The 16,433-nt window shown below is 66.9% G+C and carries 18 protein-coding genes; 12 read left to right on the forward strand and 6 right to left on the reverse strand.

Going from position 1 to position 16,433, the window contains the following annotated elements:
* Window positions 1-149: 149 nt before the first annotated feature.
* The 5 genes from C936_RS0100730 to C936_RS0100750 all read left to right on the forward strand — a co-directional run bounded on the left by C936_RS0100730 (window position 150) and on the right by C936_RS0100750 (window position 4,497).
* Window positions 150-1,238 carry a class I SAM-dependent methyltransferase gene (locus C936_RS0100730; protein ID WP_018138892.1) on the forward strand — a complete coding sequence of 363 codons (1,089 nt, stop codon included), beginning with the start codon at window positions 150-152 and terminating at the stop codon, window positions 1,236-1,238.
* A 21-nt stretch (window positions 1,239-1,259) separates the two neighbouring features.
* The gene (locus tag C936_RS0100735) at window positions 1,260-1,622 is read left to right on the forward strand and encodes a group 1 truncated hemoglobin (RefSeq protein ID WP_018138891.1); all 363 of its coding nucleotides are present in this window, start codon (window positions 1,260-1,262) and stop codon (window positions 1,620-1,622) included.
* Window positions 1,623-1,641: 19 nt separating this feature from the next.
* Window positions 1,642-2,124 carry a DUF302 domain-containing protein gene (locus C936_RS0100740; RefSeq protein ID WP_018174912.1) on the forward strand — a complete coding sequence of 161 codons (483 nt, stop codon included), beginning with the start codon at window positions 1,642-1,644 and terminating at the stop codon, window positions 2,122-2,124.
* Window positions 2,125-2,295: 171 nt separating this feature from the next.
* Entirely contained in the window at window positions 2,296-2,715 is a 420-nt protein-coding gene (locus C936_RS0100745) for a hypothetical protein (protein ID WP_018649106.1), read from the forward strand.
* A 96-nt stretch (window positions 2,716-2,811) separates the two neighbouring features.
* Window positions 2,812-4,497 carry an alpha/beta-hydrolase family protein gene (locus C936_RS0100750; protein WP_018649107.1) on the forward strand — a complete coding sequence of 562 codons (1,686 nt, stop codon included), beginning with the start codon at window positions 2,812-2,814 and terminating at the stop codon, window positions 4,495-4,497.
* Here the strand turns inward: C936_RS0100750 and C936_RS0100755 are convergent.
* Both C936_RS0100755 and C936_RS0100760 read right to left on the reverse strand, forming a co-directional pair.
* Window positions 4,494-4,910 (reverse strand): ABZJ_00895 family protein, encoded by a 417-nt coding sequence (locus C936_RS0100755; protein WP_018137916.1) that lies wholly within the window; start codon window positions 4,908-4,910, stop codon window positions 4,494-4,496. The two genes, C936_RS0100750 and C936_RS0100755, sit on opposite strands and share 4 nt — an antisense overlap.
* 90 nt (window positions 4,911-5,000) lie before the next feature.
* Window positions 5,001-5,363 (reverse strand): hypothetical protein, encoded by a 363-nt coding sequence (locus C936_RS0100760; protein WP_018137915.1) that lies wholly within the window; start codon window positions 5,361-5,363, stop codon window positions 5,001-5,003.
* A gap of 211 nt (window positions 5,364-5,574) precedes the next feature.
* Here C936_RS0100760 and C936_RS0100765 point away from each other — a divergent pair, with 211 nt between their 5' ends.
* Together C936_RS0100765 and fliL are read left to right on the forward strand one after the other, a co-directional pair.
* Window positions 5,575-6,411, forward strand: coding sequence for a zinc-dependent peptidase (locus tag C936_RS0100765; RefSeq protein ID WP_018137914.1), 837 nt, complete (start codon window positions 5,575-5,577; stop codon window positions 6,409-6,411).
* Entirely contained in the window at window positions 6,408-6,806 is a 399-nt protein-coding gene (gene fliL / locus C936_RS0100770) for a flagellar basal body-associated protein FliL (protein WP_018137913.1), read from the forward strand. The genes C936_RS0100765 and fliL overlap by 4 nt, the downstream gene beginning before the upstream one ends.
* 119 nt (window positions 6,807-6,925) lie before the next feature.
* On the opposite strand, the gene C936_RS0100775 is transcribed toward fliL, so the two are convergent.
* Window positions 6,926-7,222 carry a hypothetical protein gene (locus C936_RS0100775; RefSeq protein WP_012983699.1) on the reverse strand — a complete coding sequence of 99 codons (297 nt, stop codon included), beginning with the start codon at window positions 7,220-7,222 and terminating at the stop codon, window positions 6,926-6,928.
* Between the two features lie 75 nt (window positions 7,223-7,297).
* Complete coding sequence (locus C936_RS0100780; protein WP_018137912.1) at window positions 7,298-9,205, reverse strand: ATP-binding cassette domain-containing protein; 1,908 nt, start codon at window positions 9,203-9,205, stop codon at window positions 7,298-7,300.
* A 260-nt stretch (window positions 9,206-9,465) separates the two neighbouring features.
* On the opposite strand from C936_RS0100780, the gene C936_RS0100785 reads away from it, so the two are divergent.
* On the forward strand, window positions 9,466-10,389 hold the full coding sequence (locus C936_RS0100785) for a GGDEF domain-containing protein (protein ID WP_018137911.1): 924 nt from the start codon (window positions 9,466-9,468) through the stop codon (window positions 10,387-10,389).
* Window positions 10,390-10,408: 19 nt separating this feature from the next.
* On the opposite strand, the gene C936_RS0100790 is transcribed toward C936_RS0100785, so the two are convergent.
* On the reverse strand, window positions 10,409-11,350 hold the full coding sequence (locus tag C936_RS0100790; protein ID WP_018137910.1) for a hydrogen peroxide-inducible genes activator: 942 nt from the start codon (window positions 11,348-11,350) through the stop codon (window positions 10,409-10,411).
* Window positions 11,347-11,706: a DUF3301 domain-containing protein gene (locus tag C936_RS0100795; RefSeq protein WP_018649108.1), complete on the reverse strand. Its 360-nt coding sequence runs from the start codon at window positions 11,704-11,706 to the stop codon at window positions 11,347-11,349. The genes C936_RS0100790 and C936_RS0100795 overlap by 4 nt, the downstream gene beginning before the upstream one ends.
* 60 nt (window positions 11,707-11,766) lie before the next feature.
* Here C936_RS0100795 and C936_RS0100800 point away from each other — a divergent pair, with 60 nt between their 5' ends.
* The 4 genes from C936_RS0100800 (at window position 11,767) to C936_RS0100815 (ending at window position 16,433) form a co-directional block, all read left to right on the forward strand.
* Window positions 11,767-12,600, forward strand: coding sequence for an inositol monophosphatase family protein (locus C936_RS0100800; protein ID WP_018649109.1), 834 nt, complete (start codon window positions 11,767-11,769; stop codon window positions 12,598-12,600).
* A 26-nt stretch (window positions 12,601-12,626) separates the two neighbouring features.
* Window positions 12,627-13,994, forward strand: a complete 1,368-nt coding sequence (locus tag C936_RS0100805; protein ID WP_018862858.1) for an adenylate/guanylate cyclase domain-containing protein — start codon at window positions 12,627-12,629, stop codon at window positions 13,992-13,994.
* Window positions 13,994-15,136 (forward strand): hypothetical protein, encoded by a 1,143-nt coding sequence (locus C936_RS0100810; RefSeq protein WP_018174914.1) that lies wholly within the window; start codon window positions 13,994-13,996, stop codon window positions 15,134-15,136. The genes C936_RS0100805 and C936_RS0100810 overlap by 1 nt, the downstream gene beginning before the upstream one ends.
* Window positions 15,137-15,218: 82 nt before the next feature.
* Entirely contained in the window at window positions 15,219-16,433 is a 1,215-nt protein-coding gene (locus tag C936_RS0100815; RefSeq protein WP_018137905.1) for a TraB/GumN family protein, read from the forward strand.

Raw genomic sequence — 16,433 nt, forward strand, 5'->3', positions numbered from 1 at the left:
CCCGCCTCGGGGTGGCCGGCCAGCGGCGGACGCCCCCGGCGGGACATTTGCCGCAAGAAAGCGCCGCCCGGCGCAAGTTTCTGACAGCGCAGGGCGCCCCCGCCCCCTAGGCTCGAGACAAAGCCATCCGCCACCCCCGAGGCCGGCCCATGTCTTCTGTCTCGCAAACCAGAGCAACGCCACGGACTGCCGAGGCCTTCGGCGAGCACCTGATCGAGGTCCTCAACCACGGCGCGGTGTGCCTGATGCTCTCGGTCGGACACCGCACCGGGCTGTTCGACCAGATGCGCGACCGACCCGCCGCGACCGCGGAGGCGATCGCCACGGCCGCGGGCCTTAACCCGCGCTACGTGCGCGAATGGCTGGGCGCGATGGCCACCGGCGGCTTCGTCACCGTGGAGCCGGAGGGCCCGCGCTTCGCCCTGCCCCCGGCACACGCCGCCTGCCTGACCCGGGCCGCCGCGGCTGACAACCTGGCCGTCTTCGCCCAGTACATCGGCCTGCTGGGCGGGGTGGAGGACCGGATCGTGGACGCCTTCCATACCGGCGAAGGCGTCGGATACGAACACTATGCCCGCTTCCACGAGGTGATGGCCGAGGACAGCGGCCAGTCCGTCCTGTCGTCGCTGGAAAGCGACATCCTGCCGCTGGTGCCGGGCCTGACCGACCACCTCGAACGCGGCATCCGCGTACTGGATGTCGGCTGCGGCAGGGGCCGTATCCTCAACCGGCTGGCGACGCTCTACCCGCGCAGCGAGTTCACGGGGCTCGACCTGTCGGCAGAGGCCATCGAGCAGGCCCGAGCCGAGACGCAGACCCTCGGGCTGGACAACGCGGTGTTCATTGAGGCGGATGCCGCGACGCTCGATCGCCACGTGCCGGCACGCCAGTTCGAGCTGATTACCACCTTCGACGCCATCCACGACCAGGCCGACCCGCTGGCCACCCTGGAGGGCATCCACCGCGCACTCGCGCCCGAAGGGATCTACCTGATGCAGGACATCCGCGGTTCCGGCGCGATCCGCGACGATCTCGATCATCCCCTGGGCCCCTTTCTCTACACCGTGTCCTGCATGCACTGCATGCCGGTATCACTCGCCCAGGGCGGCCCGGGACTGGGCGCGATGTGGGGCGAGCCCCGGGCCCGCGAATACCTGACGCGCGCCGGCTTTCACGACATCCAGGTCCATCAACTGGCCCATGACCCGCAGAACAACTGGTACGTGGCCACCCGATAACCCCCGCGAGGAGGATTCATCATGACCGACACAAGTCTCTACGAACGCCTGGGCGGCGAGACGCGCATCCGCGAACTCGCCACGACCATCTTCGACAAGCACACGCAGAACGCCACCATCCGCAACCGCTACGCCAACACGGATCGCGATGACGTGATTCGCCTGGTGACCGAATTTATCTGCAACGGCACCGGCGGCCCGCAGGCCTACAGCGGACGCGACATGCTGACCACCCATCGCGGCATGAACATCAGCGAAGAGGAATTCGTCGCGGTGGTCGACGACATCGTCGAGGCCCTGGACGAACATGGGGTCGGCCAGCGCGAGAAGGAAGAACTGCTGATGATCTCCTGGTCGCTAAAGCCCGAGATCGTGCGGGTCTGACATCCCGGAGGAACGAACCATGAAGACCTATTCACCCTTCACAGGCCTTGCGCTGTCGGTCGCAGTCGCCGCGACCCTGGCCCTGACCGCCCCGGCGATTGCAGCCGAACCCGACGACCACTTCATCATTCGCGACACCGAGCAACCGCGCGAGGAACTGGCACGGACCATCCGCGAGTTTGCCGAGAACGAGGAGGACTGGATCTTTCTGGCCGAGTTTGGCCTGGCCGGTGGCGACATCACGGCCCTGAAGGTCTGCTATCTGCCCCTGGGGCCCGACATCCTGGATGCCGGGATGCACGTCGGCGCGATGATGCCCTGCGGCCATATCGGGCTGTACGAGGAAGACGACGTCACCAAGCTGTCCATACTGCACCCCAAATTCATGACCACACTACAACCGCACCCGAGCCTGGAGCGGGCAGTGGAACGCGCCGAGCCGGCCTTCGAGGCGCTGCTGGACCATGCCCTGGGCCCGCGCCCGCAAGGCAATGCGCCGTAGCCACACACCAGCAATCCGCGGCGGGGTGGCCCACGCCTGGCCGCGGGCATGGGTCTCCGGACAGAGACCGTCCGGAGACCCGCCAGCCGGAATGACCCTTGAGGAGATGCCGGTTTGATTGCGCAAACTGCCTGTCACAGAACCGTCACTTTCGCGTTGTACGCTGTCGCGATGACACACTCACGTTCTCGCCACTGGGCCGGGGCCGGCGCCGACCTCTGGCTTCTGCTGCAGGCGGTCGACGGAGTGGAAAAGGCACAGCGCCTGGCCCGGGTCGCCGGCTGGCTGCTGGCGCTGGCCGGTGCGGTCGTCGTCGCACTCGGCCTGCTGATGCAGCACACCCCGACGATGATGGAGGGGACACTGGTCGCACTGCTGGCCGTCATCGGCGGTTGGCTGCGCAGTCGCATCGCCGCCACGCTCCTGATGCTGCTGATGGCGCTCGGGCTGGCCACCGGCCTGGCGGCCGGGGCGGCGACAGGGGGCCTGTTGGTGCAGGTGGCCCTGTTCGGCGTGGCCCTGCGCATGGTCGAAGCGGCCTTTCGCTTTCGCCAGCGGCATGCTTTCGCGCAGCGCCAGAACGGTCAATAGTTCTCGGAGCAAACGGGGCTTCGTCACGGAGACTTGAACCCGTCTCGCGGGCCAGACAGGATGAAGCTTTCCACCCGCGAAGGAACCGCATACGCGATGTCGGTCGTCGCCCGTCTGCAAACCCGCCTGCGGCGCTTCATCTGGCCCGGCTGGGCCACACGTGTCCTGGGGTCGCTGTCGATCCCGGGGCTGATCCTGGCCACGCTGTTTTTCGCCGCCTCGCTGACCCCGAGTCTGATCCCGCGTACCGACGACGTGCAGGGCGTCCTGTCCGGGCTGTCGCTGGCCGCGGGCTACGGGCTGGGCGTGTTTTTCCACTGGCTGTGGTCCTACCTGGAGCTGCCCGAGCCCAGCGAGCGCGTGCACAACACACTGGTGCTGATCGCCGGAGGCGGGGCCGCACTGATCGTGCTGATGTTTCTGTGGCAGGCCACCGAGTGGCAGAACACCATCCGCGAGTTGATGGATCAGGAGCCGGTGGACGGAGGCTTCCCGGTCCGCCTGGGGCTGATCGCCGCGGCCGTGTTCGCCGCGACCCTAGCTGTCGGGCGACTGTTCCAGTTGCTGGTGCGGTTTCTCGCGCAGCACCTGCGGCGCTTCATCCCGCGCCGGCTGTCGAACGTGATCGGCGTGGTGGCGGCCGCGGCAGTATTCTGGGCCGTGATCGACGGCGTCGTCCTGGAATACGGCCTGCGCACCGCCGATCGCAGCTTCCAGCAGTTCGACGTACGCGAGTACCCCGGGGCCGAGCAACCGACCAACCCCGCCCGCACAGGCAGTGCCGAATCGCTGGTCTCCTGGGAAGAGGGCCTGGGTCGCCAGGGCCAGCGCTTCATCGGCGACGCCCCGGTCGCGGCCGACATCGCGGACTTCACCGGTGAAGAGGCCTTTGACCCGATTCGGGTATACGTCGGACTGAATGCGGCCGAGGAAATCGAGGAACGGGCCCGCCTGGCCCTGCAGGAGCTATTGCGGGTGGACGCTTTCGACCGTTCGGTCCTGATCCTGGCCACTCCCACCGGGCGCGGCTGGGTGGACAACCGCGCGATCGCGCCGGTGGAATACCTGCATAACGGCGACATCGCAACCGTCGCCGTGCAGTACTCCTACCTGCCGAGCTGGCTGTCGCTGATGTCGGAGTCCCAGTACGGTCACGAGACGGCCCAGGCCGTGTTTGCGGAGATCTACAGCTACTGGAAACAGCTCCCCGCGGATGCACGTCCGGAGCTGTACCTCTATGGCCTGAGCCTGGGCGCACTAAACTCCGAACGCGCGGCGGACCTCTACGACGTGATCGGCGACCCGTTCAACGGTGCCCTGTGGGCGGGGCCGCCCTTCCGCAGCGAGACCTGGCGCGACATCACGCGCCAGCGCCAGCCGGATTCCCCGGCCTGGCTACCGCGTTTTCGCGACAGCTCGGTGGTGCGCTTCACCAATCAGGAGAATCATCTGGACATCCCCGGTGCCTCCTGGGGCCCGATGCGCATCGTCTACCTGCAGTACGCAAGCGACCCGATCACCTTCTTCGAGCCACAGGCGCTGTACCGCAAACCCGAATGGATGCAGTCGCCACGTGGCCCGGATGTCTCGCCGGACCTGACCTGGTACCCGGTGGTCACCATGCTGCAGCTGGCCGTGGACGTGGCCATCGGCGATGCCGCACCGCGCGGCTACGGACATGTCTATGCCACCGAGCACTACATCGACAGCTGGCAGGCGGTGACAGCCACGGAGTGGTCGGAAGACGAGCTCCAGTGGCTGAAGCGCCACCTGGCCGACTAGTCGGAAGCCCCCTGTGGAATCAGGCCGCGCTTGCGGAGATTGCGGCCGGTGATGCTGACCGCGCCCGCCACGCATCCCGCGTACAACAGCGCAACAACACCCAAAATTCCGAGGAACACGGGGTCCAGTGCGTTGCCTTCGGCCCATACCAGCAGAAATGCAACGGGAAGTTGCGTACCCAAGAGCACGGCCACCATCACCGCAATCACCCGCCACTTCTCGGAGCGCGACAGATAGCGCCCGTTCCTGCGCCCGAAGGCCTCGCACGGCCACATGACCGCCAGCATGAGTATCGCAATGCCAAGTGGCGTACCGAGCTCCTCCAGCTCGAAATACGCAATCACCACCATTGCCGCAATCGACAGCGAGAAATAAAGCAGTACAAACCGCGTCAGCAGATTCTTGATGGACATGATCCCCTCCCTGGGTGTGCGTTGGCCGCACCATCCTGTGCGGCCCGAATGACATCTGAAATACTCTGGCCCCGCGATCAGGGCGCGTTGCTACCTCTCGGTAAACTCGGCGTCCTCGATGAGCACGGGGTAGGTGTAGCCCGCGCCGAAGTCACGCTCCAGTACCAGCGTCCCCATCACCGAAACGCGGTCGCCGACCTCCGGCAACTCGGTGGATGTAATCGTGATGTAGTCACCCTCGTTGCCGGTTCCGTCCACGAAGTGGATGAAGTTCACCCCCATGATGTCCTCGTTGACCTGGCCGACGATGCCCTCCAGGCGCACCGATTCACCCTCGAGTTCGGCCGGCGCCTGACTCAGCTGCGCGACCGTATGGACCTCATCCGCGGCCACAAAGGGCACCCACAGGGCCGCCACCAGCAGCCCCGCCACGATTCCTGCTTGCTTGCGCATCCACTCCACTCCATCGCTTGCCTGTGGCAGCCATACGGGCCGCCCGAACGATTGATTCTGGCACAGAACATCCCTTTCACGTCACACCGCCGCCCGCAGCGGAAAGGAAGCCCGATACCTTCGATAGCCGCCAGCCGCCCTGCCCCTCCCCCGGGCCACGCCGAATCCGTCCACGCGGCACCCCGCACATAAAACGTGCGACGATGTCGGCATGCACGACACGCCCCATTATCCGTTGCGCGGCCTGCTCAAGCGGCTGATCGAGCCCTTTGCGACTGGCCATAGCGGCCGTGTGCCGCTCGGCCCCGATGAATGGGAGACCCTGCGCCGCCAGGTTCCGTTCATCGCGACGCTCACGCCCGAAGAGACCGAACGCCTGAAGGGGCTGGTCGAAGAGCTGTTGGGCACCCGCGAGTTTGTGGGCATCGAGTCCGAGCCGACCCCCGGCCAGTGCCGCATGATCGCGGCCTACGCGGCACTACCGGTCCTGGAGCTGGGGCTCGCCCCCTATCGCGACTGGCGCACACTGGTGCTGTATCCGGACACCTTCGTGCCGGAGCACGAATGGGTGGACGAGGACGGCATCGTGCATCAGGGGGCCATGCCACAGTCCGGCGAGGCCTGGGAGCGCGGGCCCGTCATCCTGTCCTGGGCCGATGTCGTTCGCGATGGTGCCGTGGTGGTGCACGAGATGACCCACGTTCTGGATGCCGGTAACGGCGACGTGAACGGCTTTCCGCCACTCGCGCGCGATCACTCGGCCGAGGACTGGACCCGCGACTTCACCGCGGCCTACGAGGCGTTTGTCGAGGCCGTGGAGAACGACACCCCGGAAGACCAGCTGCCGCTGGATCCGTACGCCGCGACCGCGCCGGAGGAATTCCTGGCCGTGGCCGCAGAGGCCTTCTTCTTCGAGCCGCAAGGGCTGCGCGAGGCCCTGCCGGCGGTCTATGATCATCTGGCCCGATATTATCGCCAGGAACCACACCGTCGCGCGGCGGCCATCGCCACGCAAGGGACCCACTTGCCACACGAGATCTCCGCATGAAGACCCTGTCGCCAAGCCTTTTCCTGCTCGCCATGCTTTGGTGGATGATCCCCGGCAGCGCTGTCGCTGTCGATGACCTCGACAGCCGCTACGTGACCCTGGAACCCGTGGTGGTCAACATGGAATCCTCCGACCGCGCCCGTTACCTGCAGGCCAAGATTCAACTCGAGGCTGCGGAGATGGGTGACGCCCGCGAGATTCGTGGACATATTCCGGCCGTGCGGGACCGGCTCATTCGCATCCTGGGAGGGCGCTCACCCGACAGCCTGCGCGGCAGCGCGGCCCGCGAGGACTTGCGCCAGGAGGCGATGGAAGAGCTCAACGAGCTGCTGGAGGAACTGACCGGCGCCCCGCGCATCGAGGCCCTGTACTTCTCGGACTTCATCCGCCAGTAGTAACGCGCGCCACCGGCCAAACAAAGGAGACCCCGGCAGCCAAGATCTGCCGGGGCCCAAGCTGCCCGACGGAGGACCGGGCCGGGGTCCCGCCAGGGACCCAGTTCATCCTGCCAAGATCAGTGCGGCCGGTGCAGCAGTGGCATCTCGCCACGCTCGACCATGTGCCGGATCAGGGTCGCCCGGCCAGGTTCTTCCTGCTCCAGCTCGGCAGCACACTGTGAATCCTGGTGCGTGGCCTCGGCCAGCAGCACCTCGAGCTCACGCAGGTCCACCTTCGGCTGCTGCAGATCCTCCGGCTTCGGGTTCTCCACCATGTGGGTCTCCCAGAACATCCGGGGATGCCAGCAGTGCAGTTGTGCATCCGGGTGCTGAAAGAGTTCGACACAACGACGATTGAGTTCCTGTGCATTCATTGCGAATGACTCCTCGTGCCGGTGTATTCACTCTACTGTATAGACCCCCGAATACCCGAGTGCAAGGCTCGGGCATTAGACCTGGCCCACAGAATCCCCGCGCGCTGACTCAAGTGCCTCCAGCGCCTCCATCCATTCGGCCTCGGCGTTCTCCAGGCGCGCACGCAACTCGCCCTGCTCACGGGTCAGCTCGGCCAGCCGGCCCGTGGCATCTCCGGTGTACAGCGCGGGATCGGCCAGCTCGCCTTCGATCGCCTCCAGCCGCTGCTGCAACTCGCCACAGGCCTGCTCCGCCGTATCGGCCCGCTTTTGCAGTGGACGCAGCGCCGCGCGTGCCTGAGCGGCCTGCTGGCGGCGCTCCTTCTGCGAACGCGGCGCTTCCGGCGCGCGCGACGCCGATGGCGCGGAGGCGTCCGGCGTCTCCCGTTCGCGCTGCAGCTCGCGCGCGTAGTCATCCAGATCGCCGTCAAACTCGGTCAGACAGCCCTCCTCGACCCGCCAGAAACGGTCGCAGACACGCGCCAGCAGTTCGCGATCGTGTGCCACCACGACCAGCCCGCCGGCATAGTTCTCCAACGCCTCCGCCAGGGCCTCGCGCATGTCGAGGTCCAGGTGGTTGGTCGGCTCGTCGAGCAGCAACAGCGCGGGCGCCTGCCAGATGAGCATCGCCAGCACCAGACGCACCCGCTCGCCGCCGGAGCACTGCCCGACGGGGTCGTCCGCACGCTCGCCGGGAAACCCCATGCCGCCCAGGAAATCACGCAGGCGCTGTTCCGGTGCGGCGGCATCCAGCCGCGTCATATGGGTCAGGGGCGAGGCCGCAAGATCCAGCTGCTCGCGCTGATGCTGGGCGAAGTAGCCCACCCGCAGGCTGGGGTCGACGCGCCGCTCACCCGCCGTCGGGGCAAGCGCGCCTGCGAGCAGGGACAGCAGTGTCGATTTCCCGGCGCCGTTGGGTCCCAGCACGCCGATACGATCCTCCGGGCGCAGCCGCAGGTCGGTCGCCCGCAGGCGGCAGGTCTCGCCGTCGCAGACCGCCGCCGCCTCCAGCGCCAGCAGAGGATCGGGCAGACGCCCCGGGGTCGGGATCTCCAGGTGGATCGGGCGCGCGGCGCGAATCACCGCGACCTCATCCAGCCGCTCGAGGCGCTTCAGCCGGCTCTGGGCCTGGCGCGCCTTGCTCGCCTTGGCGCGGAAACGGCGCACGAAGTCCTCCAGGTGCGCGCGCTCGGCGGCGACCTTCGCGGCCGCCGCCTCGCTTTGTGCCGCGACCTCCGCGCGTCGTTTCTCGGCCTGGGTGTAACCCCCGCTGTAAAGCTCGATCCGTCCGCGCTCGATATGCGCGATGTGTGTGACTACCGCATCAAGGAAACGCCGGTCGTGGGCGATCACGATTACGGTGCCCGGATAGCGCGCCAGCCAGCCCTCCAGCCAGACGATGGCCTCCATGTCGAGGTGGTTGGTCGGCTCGTCCAGCAGCAGGAGGTCCGACCGGGTCATCAGGGTTCGCCCCAGGCCGAGCCGCATCCGCCAGCCACCGGAAAAGTCGCTCATCGGACGATCGGCATCCTCCGGCGCAAACCCGAGACCGGCCAGCAGGCGGCGCGCGCGGGCCTCGGCGGACCAGCCATCGACCGCATCGATGGCCGCATACAGCTGCGCGTGTTCCGCGCCGTCCTCGACCGACTCCAGCTGGCGCTCCAGCTCGCGCAGCTCGGCATCGCCATCGAGTACGTAGTCGACCGCTCGACGGGGGCTGCCCGGGACCTCCTGCGGGAGGTGGGCGACCACCCACTCCGCCGGCACATCGACATGGCCGGCATCCACGGAGAGCTCGCCCTGCAACGCGGCCAGCAACGAGGACTTGCCGCAGCCATTCGCCCCGGTAAGCCCTACGCGCCAGCCGGCGTGAACAGTCAGGTCGCTGTGCTGCAGCAGCACCTGCCGGCCACGCCGCAGCTCGATATCGGAGAGTCGGATCATGAGCGTAGTGTAGGGAAACGGTTACCCGCGCACACATGACAGTGCGAGTTCAAAGCCCCCTCCTGACCCATGCGTCAATTTATTGCCACCCCTTGCCGCCCGGGGCGGCCTTGCCTTGCCACCCCGGCAGAAAGGCGCCGATTTTCCGTCACCCCAAGAAAGACAATAAACGCATCACATTGTTTATAATCTTTTTTTACTAAATGGCACAAAATTCGCTTCAGCTTGAGCCCAAGACTTTTGGATACGGCGAGGCGGCCATGAATCGCGACGGAAACGCAGGGAATCTGCGCCTGGTATCGGGCAAGGGGAAATCCACCGAGCACCCCGAGGCCCCATTTGACGCGCTGGCCTTCGTCCAGTCCCTGACCGCGACACTGGAATTCGACGCCGTCCTTCAGCGCCTGCAAGAGCAGCTCCACACCCTCCTGCAGCATTCCGGATGGATCTTCTACACCGACAACGAAGACCAGTCGTGGTCGGGCGGCGAGGATGACCGTCACCGCATCGAATACGGGCTCAGCTACAACGGCGTCACCATGGGCTCCTTGATCCTGATGCGCGGACGCCGCTTCAGCGACGCGGAACAGCAGCAGATCGAGGCGCTGCTCGGGCTGGCCGCCCCCGCCCTGCACAATGCCCACCGGTTCCGGCGGCTGATGTCCAACCTGGAGAGCGACGAACTCACGGGGCTGGGCAACCGTCGTGCCTTCGAGATCCAGGGCGCCAAATGGCTGGCCGACTGCCGCCGCCAGGACCGCCCACTGTCCGTGCTGGCCATCGACCTGGACCACTTCAAGCGCATCAATGACGACTACGGCCATGCGGTGGGCGACGAGCTACTGCGCCGCGTAGCGGACACGCTGCGTACGGCCACACGGCAGTCCGATCTGCTGGTGCGTATGGGCGGAGAGGAATTCCTGGCCGTCTTGCCGGGGGCCGACCTGGCCTGCGCCATGGAGTGCGCGGAACGCATCCGCACGGCGATTGCGAGTATCCGCGCCACCGCGACCGCCGATGATGCATCAGCCCTGCAAAGCGAGGGCGTAGTCAAGGTCACGGCCAGCATCGGGGTCGCGAGCGTGGGCCGCCACACGACGCTGCAGGCCCTCTACCAGAAGGCCGACGAGGCGCTATACGCTGCCAAGCAGTCCGGGCGCAACCGCGTCCTGGCGGGCAACTGACCCCCGGCCGAAGCTGGACTCAGGGGTTCGCGCCAGGCTGAATAAAATCCACACAGGTAAGCGCCGTGGCCAGGATGGCCTGGCGCAGGGCCTCGATCGCCTCCGGCCGCGGAAAACTGGTACGCCAGGCCAGCGCCACCCGGCGGCTGGGGGCCGGGTCCTCGAATCGACGCACGGCCAGCAGGCGCTGGGCGTAGCGATCGGCCCCCACCGCAGTACACGGCAGAATGGTCACGCCCATACCCGAGGCCACCATATGGCGAATGGTCTCCAGTGAGGACCCCTCCATATTGCGCGGCGTACTGCCATCGGCCGTAACCGTCCTCTGGCAGGCGGGGCAGCGTTCCAGCACCTGATCACGGAAGCAGTGCCCGGCACCGAGCATCAGCAAGGTCGCATCCGCCATGTCCTCGAGGGTCAGCGTCTTCTTGTCCTGCAGGGGGTGGCCGCCCGGCAGCACCGCGACGAAAGGCTCGTCGTACAGCGGCAGCGTGACCACCCCCGGCTCTTCGAACGGCAACGAAATGATGATCGCGTCCAGTTCGCCGTGCTTCAGCCGCTCGCGCAATCGGTCGGTGTAGTTCTCCTCGATCACCAGCGGCATTCTGGGCGCGCGCTCGCGCAGCACCGGGATCAGCTCGGGCAGCAGGTACGGACCAATGGTGTAGATGGCCCCGAGCCGCAAAGGCCCCGCCAGCTGGTCCTGACTCTGCACCGCCACCGCACGCAGATGCTCCACCTCGGTCAGCACCCGGCGGGCCTGGGTCACGACTTGCTCGCCGGCCGGGGTCACGCTGACCTCGCCACGGCCGCGCTCGAACAGGGTAACCCCCAGTTCATCTTCAAGTTTGCGAATGGCGACGGACAAAGACGGCTGACTGACATGACAAGCCTCGGCCGCCCGACCAAAATGACGCTGGTCGGCCACCGCAACGACATAGCGCAACTCGCTCAGCGTCATCGTTCGGGGCCCCGATGCCCCGCACCGCCATCGCCATCGCCATCCACCAGGCGCCCGTCATCGGGCAGGTCGAGGGTGACCTGGCGCAGACGACGGCCATCCAGCGAGATCTCGCCCACATGTCGGCTGGCCCCGTCGGTGGCGAATTCAAAGCGGTATTGCCGCCACCAGGCCAGGCCTCCGGGCCGGCGCCGAATGGACTGGCGCGTGCGTACCACGCTGCCATCCAGCAACTGCACACCGGCCTGCTCGCAACTGCGGCGCGCGATCTGGCGCACCCGTTCGTGGGTGCGCCAGGAGTCGTTCACGTAAAAGGCCACCAGAACCAGGGCTAGGATTATCAGCAAAGCCGTCATGGACGGGTATGATACCCACATTCCGTTTCTTGCCGACGACCACCCTGCACTCGACGCCCCATGTCCATCAGCACAAACGCATTCAATCAACTCGCCGGAGAGCTCCGTTCTGTTGGCCAGAGCGAGCTGCTACCTCGCTTCGAGGCCGGGATCGCGGTGGACTACAAGGCCGATGGCTCGGTGATCACCCAGGCCGACCATGCCGTCGATGCACGACTTCGCGACCTGCTGGGGACCGCGATCGCAGGCGAACCCGTATTGAGCGAGGAGCAATCGCGGCAGGAGCAGGCCCGCGTACTCGACGAGGCACCCGCCTTCTGGCTGGTCGACCCGCTGGACGGCACCAGTAACTTCGCCGGCTGCATGCCCTTTTTCGCGATCTCCATTGCGCGCATCGAAGACGACCGCGTCACCCATGGCGCGACCTACGACCCGGTACGGGACGAACTCTTTACCGCACGCGAAGACGGACCCCTGCTGCTGAACGATGCGCCCCCCCCGGCAGCCGCCCGCGCCCCGGCCAGCCGCCTGGACAAGGCCATCGCCTTGGTCGACTACAAGCGCCTGGCCCCCGACTTGGCGGCGGCCATGGCCACTAACGCCCCGTACCGCTCGCAGCGCAACCTGGGGGCCTGCGCCCTGGAATGGGCCTGGCTGGCGGCCGGGCGCGCCGATCTGTATCTGCACGGCGGGCAGGCCCTGTGGGACAGCGCCGCCGGAACGCTGATGCTGGCCCGCGCCGGCGGCACAATGAGCAACCTCGAGGGCGAGGCGGCGTTTGGCCGCTCCCTGAACAAGCGCTCGGCCATCGCGGCCCGTTCGGCCGCGTTGTTCGATCAATGGCGGGCATGGACCTCCCCACACCGAAAGCCCTCCATGGCCTCTCAATCGTGAAATCCAGAAAATCAAACAACGGGCGCTTGTCGGCGGGGGATTTCACTCCACGCTATCTCCCCATCGCCTGGAAGATCGTCGCGGTCGTCGCCATCCTCACCCTGCTGGGCATCGGCACCCTTTCGGTGGTGGTGCTGAACCAGGTCACCAATGTCCTCAACAACCAGATCCAGGCCCAGGCCGAGCTGACCCTGGCACCCGTCGCCCGCACCTCGGCCGAGCTGATGCTGGCCGAGGACTATCTGACCCTGGAGACCCTGCTGAACTCGCTGGTCGAGGACGGTCGCGTCGAATCGGTCACCGCCTACGCCATCGACCGCGGCGTGATCGCCTCGGCCGGCACCCCACCCTCCCCCGGGGGAGGCATCAGCGAAGGCGTGTGGCCACTGGCCGTTCCGGTAGAGCCCTACCAGCGCGAGGTGTACTTCCAGGATGTACAGGTCGGGTACATCGAGGCGCACATCGACACGACCCCCATGCAGGAACTGATCCGCAACACCATCAATACGGGGATTGCGACAGCGATCGGGGTCTTTCTGCTCAGCCTGATCCTGGCAATCGACATCAGCAAGCGCCTGGTGCGCCCGCTGGAGCGCCTGGCACATGCCATGCGCGAGCGCATACGCCATCCCGTCGACGAACATGGGCGACCCGTGCCGATGGTGCACGAGGACGAGATCGCCCAGCTGACCGACGCCTTCAACAACATGGCCCAGGACCTGCTGCGCAAGGACCAGGTCGAATCGGCCCTGCGCCGTTATGTCTCCGACGCGATCGCGCAGGACATCCTGGAGAATCTCGACCGGATCGAGCTCGGAGGACGGGCGGTCGAGGGCTCGGTGCTGTTCGCCGACATCAAGGGCTATACCGCGCTGTCGGAGCGCTGCACCCCGGAAGAACTCGGCCGCATGCTGAATGAATTCTTCGGTCCGATGGCGGAATGTATTGCCCGTCACGGTGGGACGGTAGACAAGTACATGGGCGACTGTACCATGGCGGTGTTTGGCCTCGGCGGTGACGAGAACCATCGCCAGACGGCCGCACGAACCGGGCTCGCGTTGCTGGAAACGGTCGCCGCGATCAACGCTGAACGCGAGGCCCGGGGCGAGGAACGCGTCGAATTCCGCATTGGCTTGAACGCGGGCGAGATGCTGGCCGGCAACATGGGCGCGCAGGACCGCATGCAATTCACCGTGGTCGGCGACACCGTCAACGTGGCGGCCCGCCTGGTCACGGTCGCGCCATCCGCCGGCATGGTAACCACGCAGTGCTTCATGGAGCATGAGCAGGTGAAAGGGCAGTTTGAAACCGAACACTGGGGGACGCACGAGTTACACGGCGTCAGCGAACCCGCCGAGGTCATTCGTATCCTCGCGGTGGCGGACACCCATTGATGCGGCTCCACGGCGCGCGACCGGGCCTGCTGCTGGCCGCCCTCGCTCTGCTTTTTTTCCAGGGCTGCGCCGGCATGCAGCCCTTCATGACGGCGGAAGACCAGATCGAAGCCGCCGTCGAGGAAGGCGAGTACCAGCGCGCCCTGGAGCTGATCAACGAGCACGACCCCGAGCCAGCCGCCGAATGGACCTCGCGCCGAGAGCAGATCGAGATCATGGCGCAAGAGGCAGCAGAGCAGGCCATGAAGAAAGCACGGGCTGTTTCCGCCGAGGGCGCGGTCGCAGAGGCCCTGGGGATCCTGGAGGACGCCGACTCCCGCCTGCCCGAAAGCGAGGAGCGTGCCCGCTTCATTGACCAGCTGGAGCGCCAGCGCCAGGTCGGTCTGCGCACCCTGCAGCAGCGCCACGATGTCCTTGAGGCCCGCAACCTGGTTCAGCAACTCCGCCTGCTGGAGATCATGCGCCCCCTGGTTCCGGATACCGGTCAACTGCCCGCAGACCCGGACGCCCTGAGCGAACGCGCCCCCGCCCTGGCCAAGGCCCTGGAGCAGTATGCCGACGACAGCGATGGCCGCGAGCGCCTGGAGCTGTTGCGCCTGGCACAGGATTTATCCCCGGTCAGCGAACGGGCCTCCCGCATCCGCGAACTCCAGGAGGAGATGCGCACACGCGAGGAAGACAAGGACCGCGAAGAGGAGGCCGAGCGCCTGTCCGCGATCAACGCGCAGTTGCGTCAGGCCCTGCAGGCCGGCGAATTGCAGCGGGCGGCTCAGTGGTGCCGTAGTGGCGACATCCGGCTGGACGAAGATGCCTCCGGCCCCGACCAGGCCGCCCAGCGAGCACGCATCTCCCTGTGCGACGAGTGGCGCGAACAGCGCGACCAGCGCGCCGAGCACCTGCTGGAAGAGGGCCGCCGCCAGTACACGGCCGGCCAGATCCAGGAGGCGGTCGACACCTGGGAAGAAGGACTTGCGCTGGCCCCCAGTCATTCCGGGCTGGCCACCGCGCGCGAGCGGGCCCTGCGCGTACTTGAACGTCTTGACACCCTGCGCATCCCCGAGGCCCCGGCGCCGGTCGATCCGGAGGCCTTCCCCATCCCCGACACCGAGGATGCCGAGGGGGACGAGGAGCCGGAGTCCTGAGATCTGGCAGGCTGCCAGGTCGTCCCCATGCGGCGACCCTGCTAGGATTGCCGCGCCCGCCTAACCGGAACCACCCCCTGCGATGAGTGCTTCTGTCCACGACCTGATCACCGACGAACCCCACCGAGTCCTGCAACTGGGCAGTACCGAGGTCGTTGTGCTGGGCACCGCGCATGTCTCCCGCGCCAGCGCCGACAAGGTGCGTGCCCTCGTGGACACCGGCGAGTTCGACGCGGTGGCCATCGAACTGTGCGAGAGCCGCCAGCGCGCGATGCTGGATCCCGACGCGGTCGGGCGCATGGACCTGTTCAGTGTGATGCGCCAGGGGCAGGCCCCGATGATCGCCGCGAGCCTCGCGCTGGGGGCCTATCAGCAGCGCCTGGCGGAACAGTACGGGATCGAGCCGGGGGCCGAGATGCGCGCGGCGATGGACGCAGCCCTGGATGGCGGGCTGCCGCTGGCGCTGATCGACCGCGACCTCGGCCTGACGCTACGCCGCACCTACCGCGCGGTGCCCTGGTGGCAGCGCATGGGGCTGATCGGCGGGCTGTTCGGCTCGGTCCTGTCGCGCGAGAAGATCGACGAATCGGAGATCGAACGGCTGAAGGAAGGCGACATGCTGGAGTCCACCTTCAGCGAATTCGCCGAACAGTCGGAGGACCTCTATCGCACGCTGATCCACGAGCGCGACCAGTACATGGCGGCCCACCTGCGGCGCCTGGCCGCGTCCGGCAACCACCGCCGCATCCTCGCCGTGGTCGGTGCCGGGCACCTGTCCGGGATCGCAACCCAAGCGGAAGACGAACTGACGCCGCCCGACGCCATCCTGGACTCCCTCGACCAATCACCGCCCAAGGCACGCTGGCCCAAGGTCCTGCCGTGGGTGATCGTCGCCGTGATCCTGACCGGCTTCGTGATCGGTTTCCTGCGCAATCCGGACATCGGCCTGCAGATGGTGATGGACTGGGTGATGATCAACGGCGGCCTGGCCGCCATTGGCGCGATTATCGCGCTCGCGCATCCGCTGACCGTGGTCACAGCGGCGCTGGCCGCACCCCTGACCTCGCTGAACCCGACCATCGGGGTAGGCTTCGTCGCGGCCGCGGCCGAGCTGTTTCTGCGCAAACCGCGGGTCGACGACTTTGCCCGCCTGCGCCAGGACACCACCACCCCGAGGGGCTGGTGGCGCAACCGGGTCTCGCGCGTGCTGCTGGTCTTCCTGCTGACGACGCTCGGCTCCGCGGCCGGCACCTATATCGGCGGTGCACGCGTATTCAGCCACCTGTTCGGTAGCTGA

It is taken from the genome of Thioalkalivibrio sp. ALJ4, from assembly GCF_000377225.1.
In the GTDB taxonomy this organism is placed as follows: Bacteria; Pseudomonadota; Gammaproteobacteria; order Ectothiorhodospirales; family Ectothiorhodospiraceae; genus Thioalkalivibrio.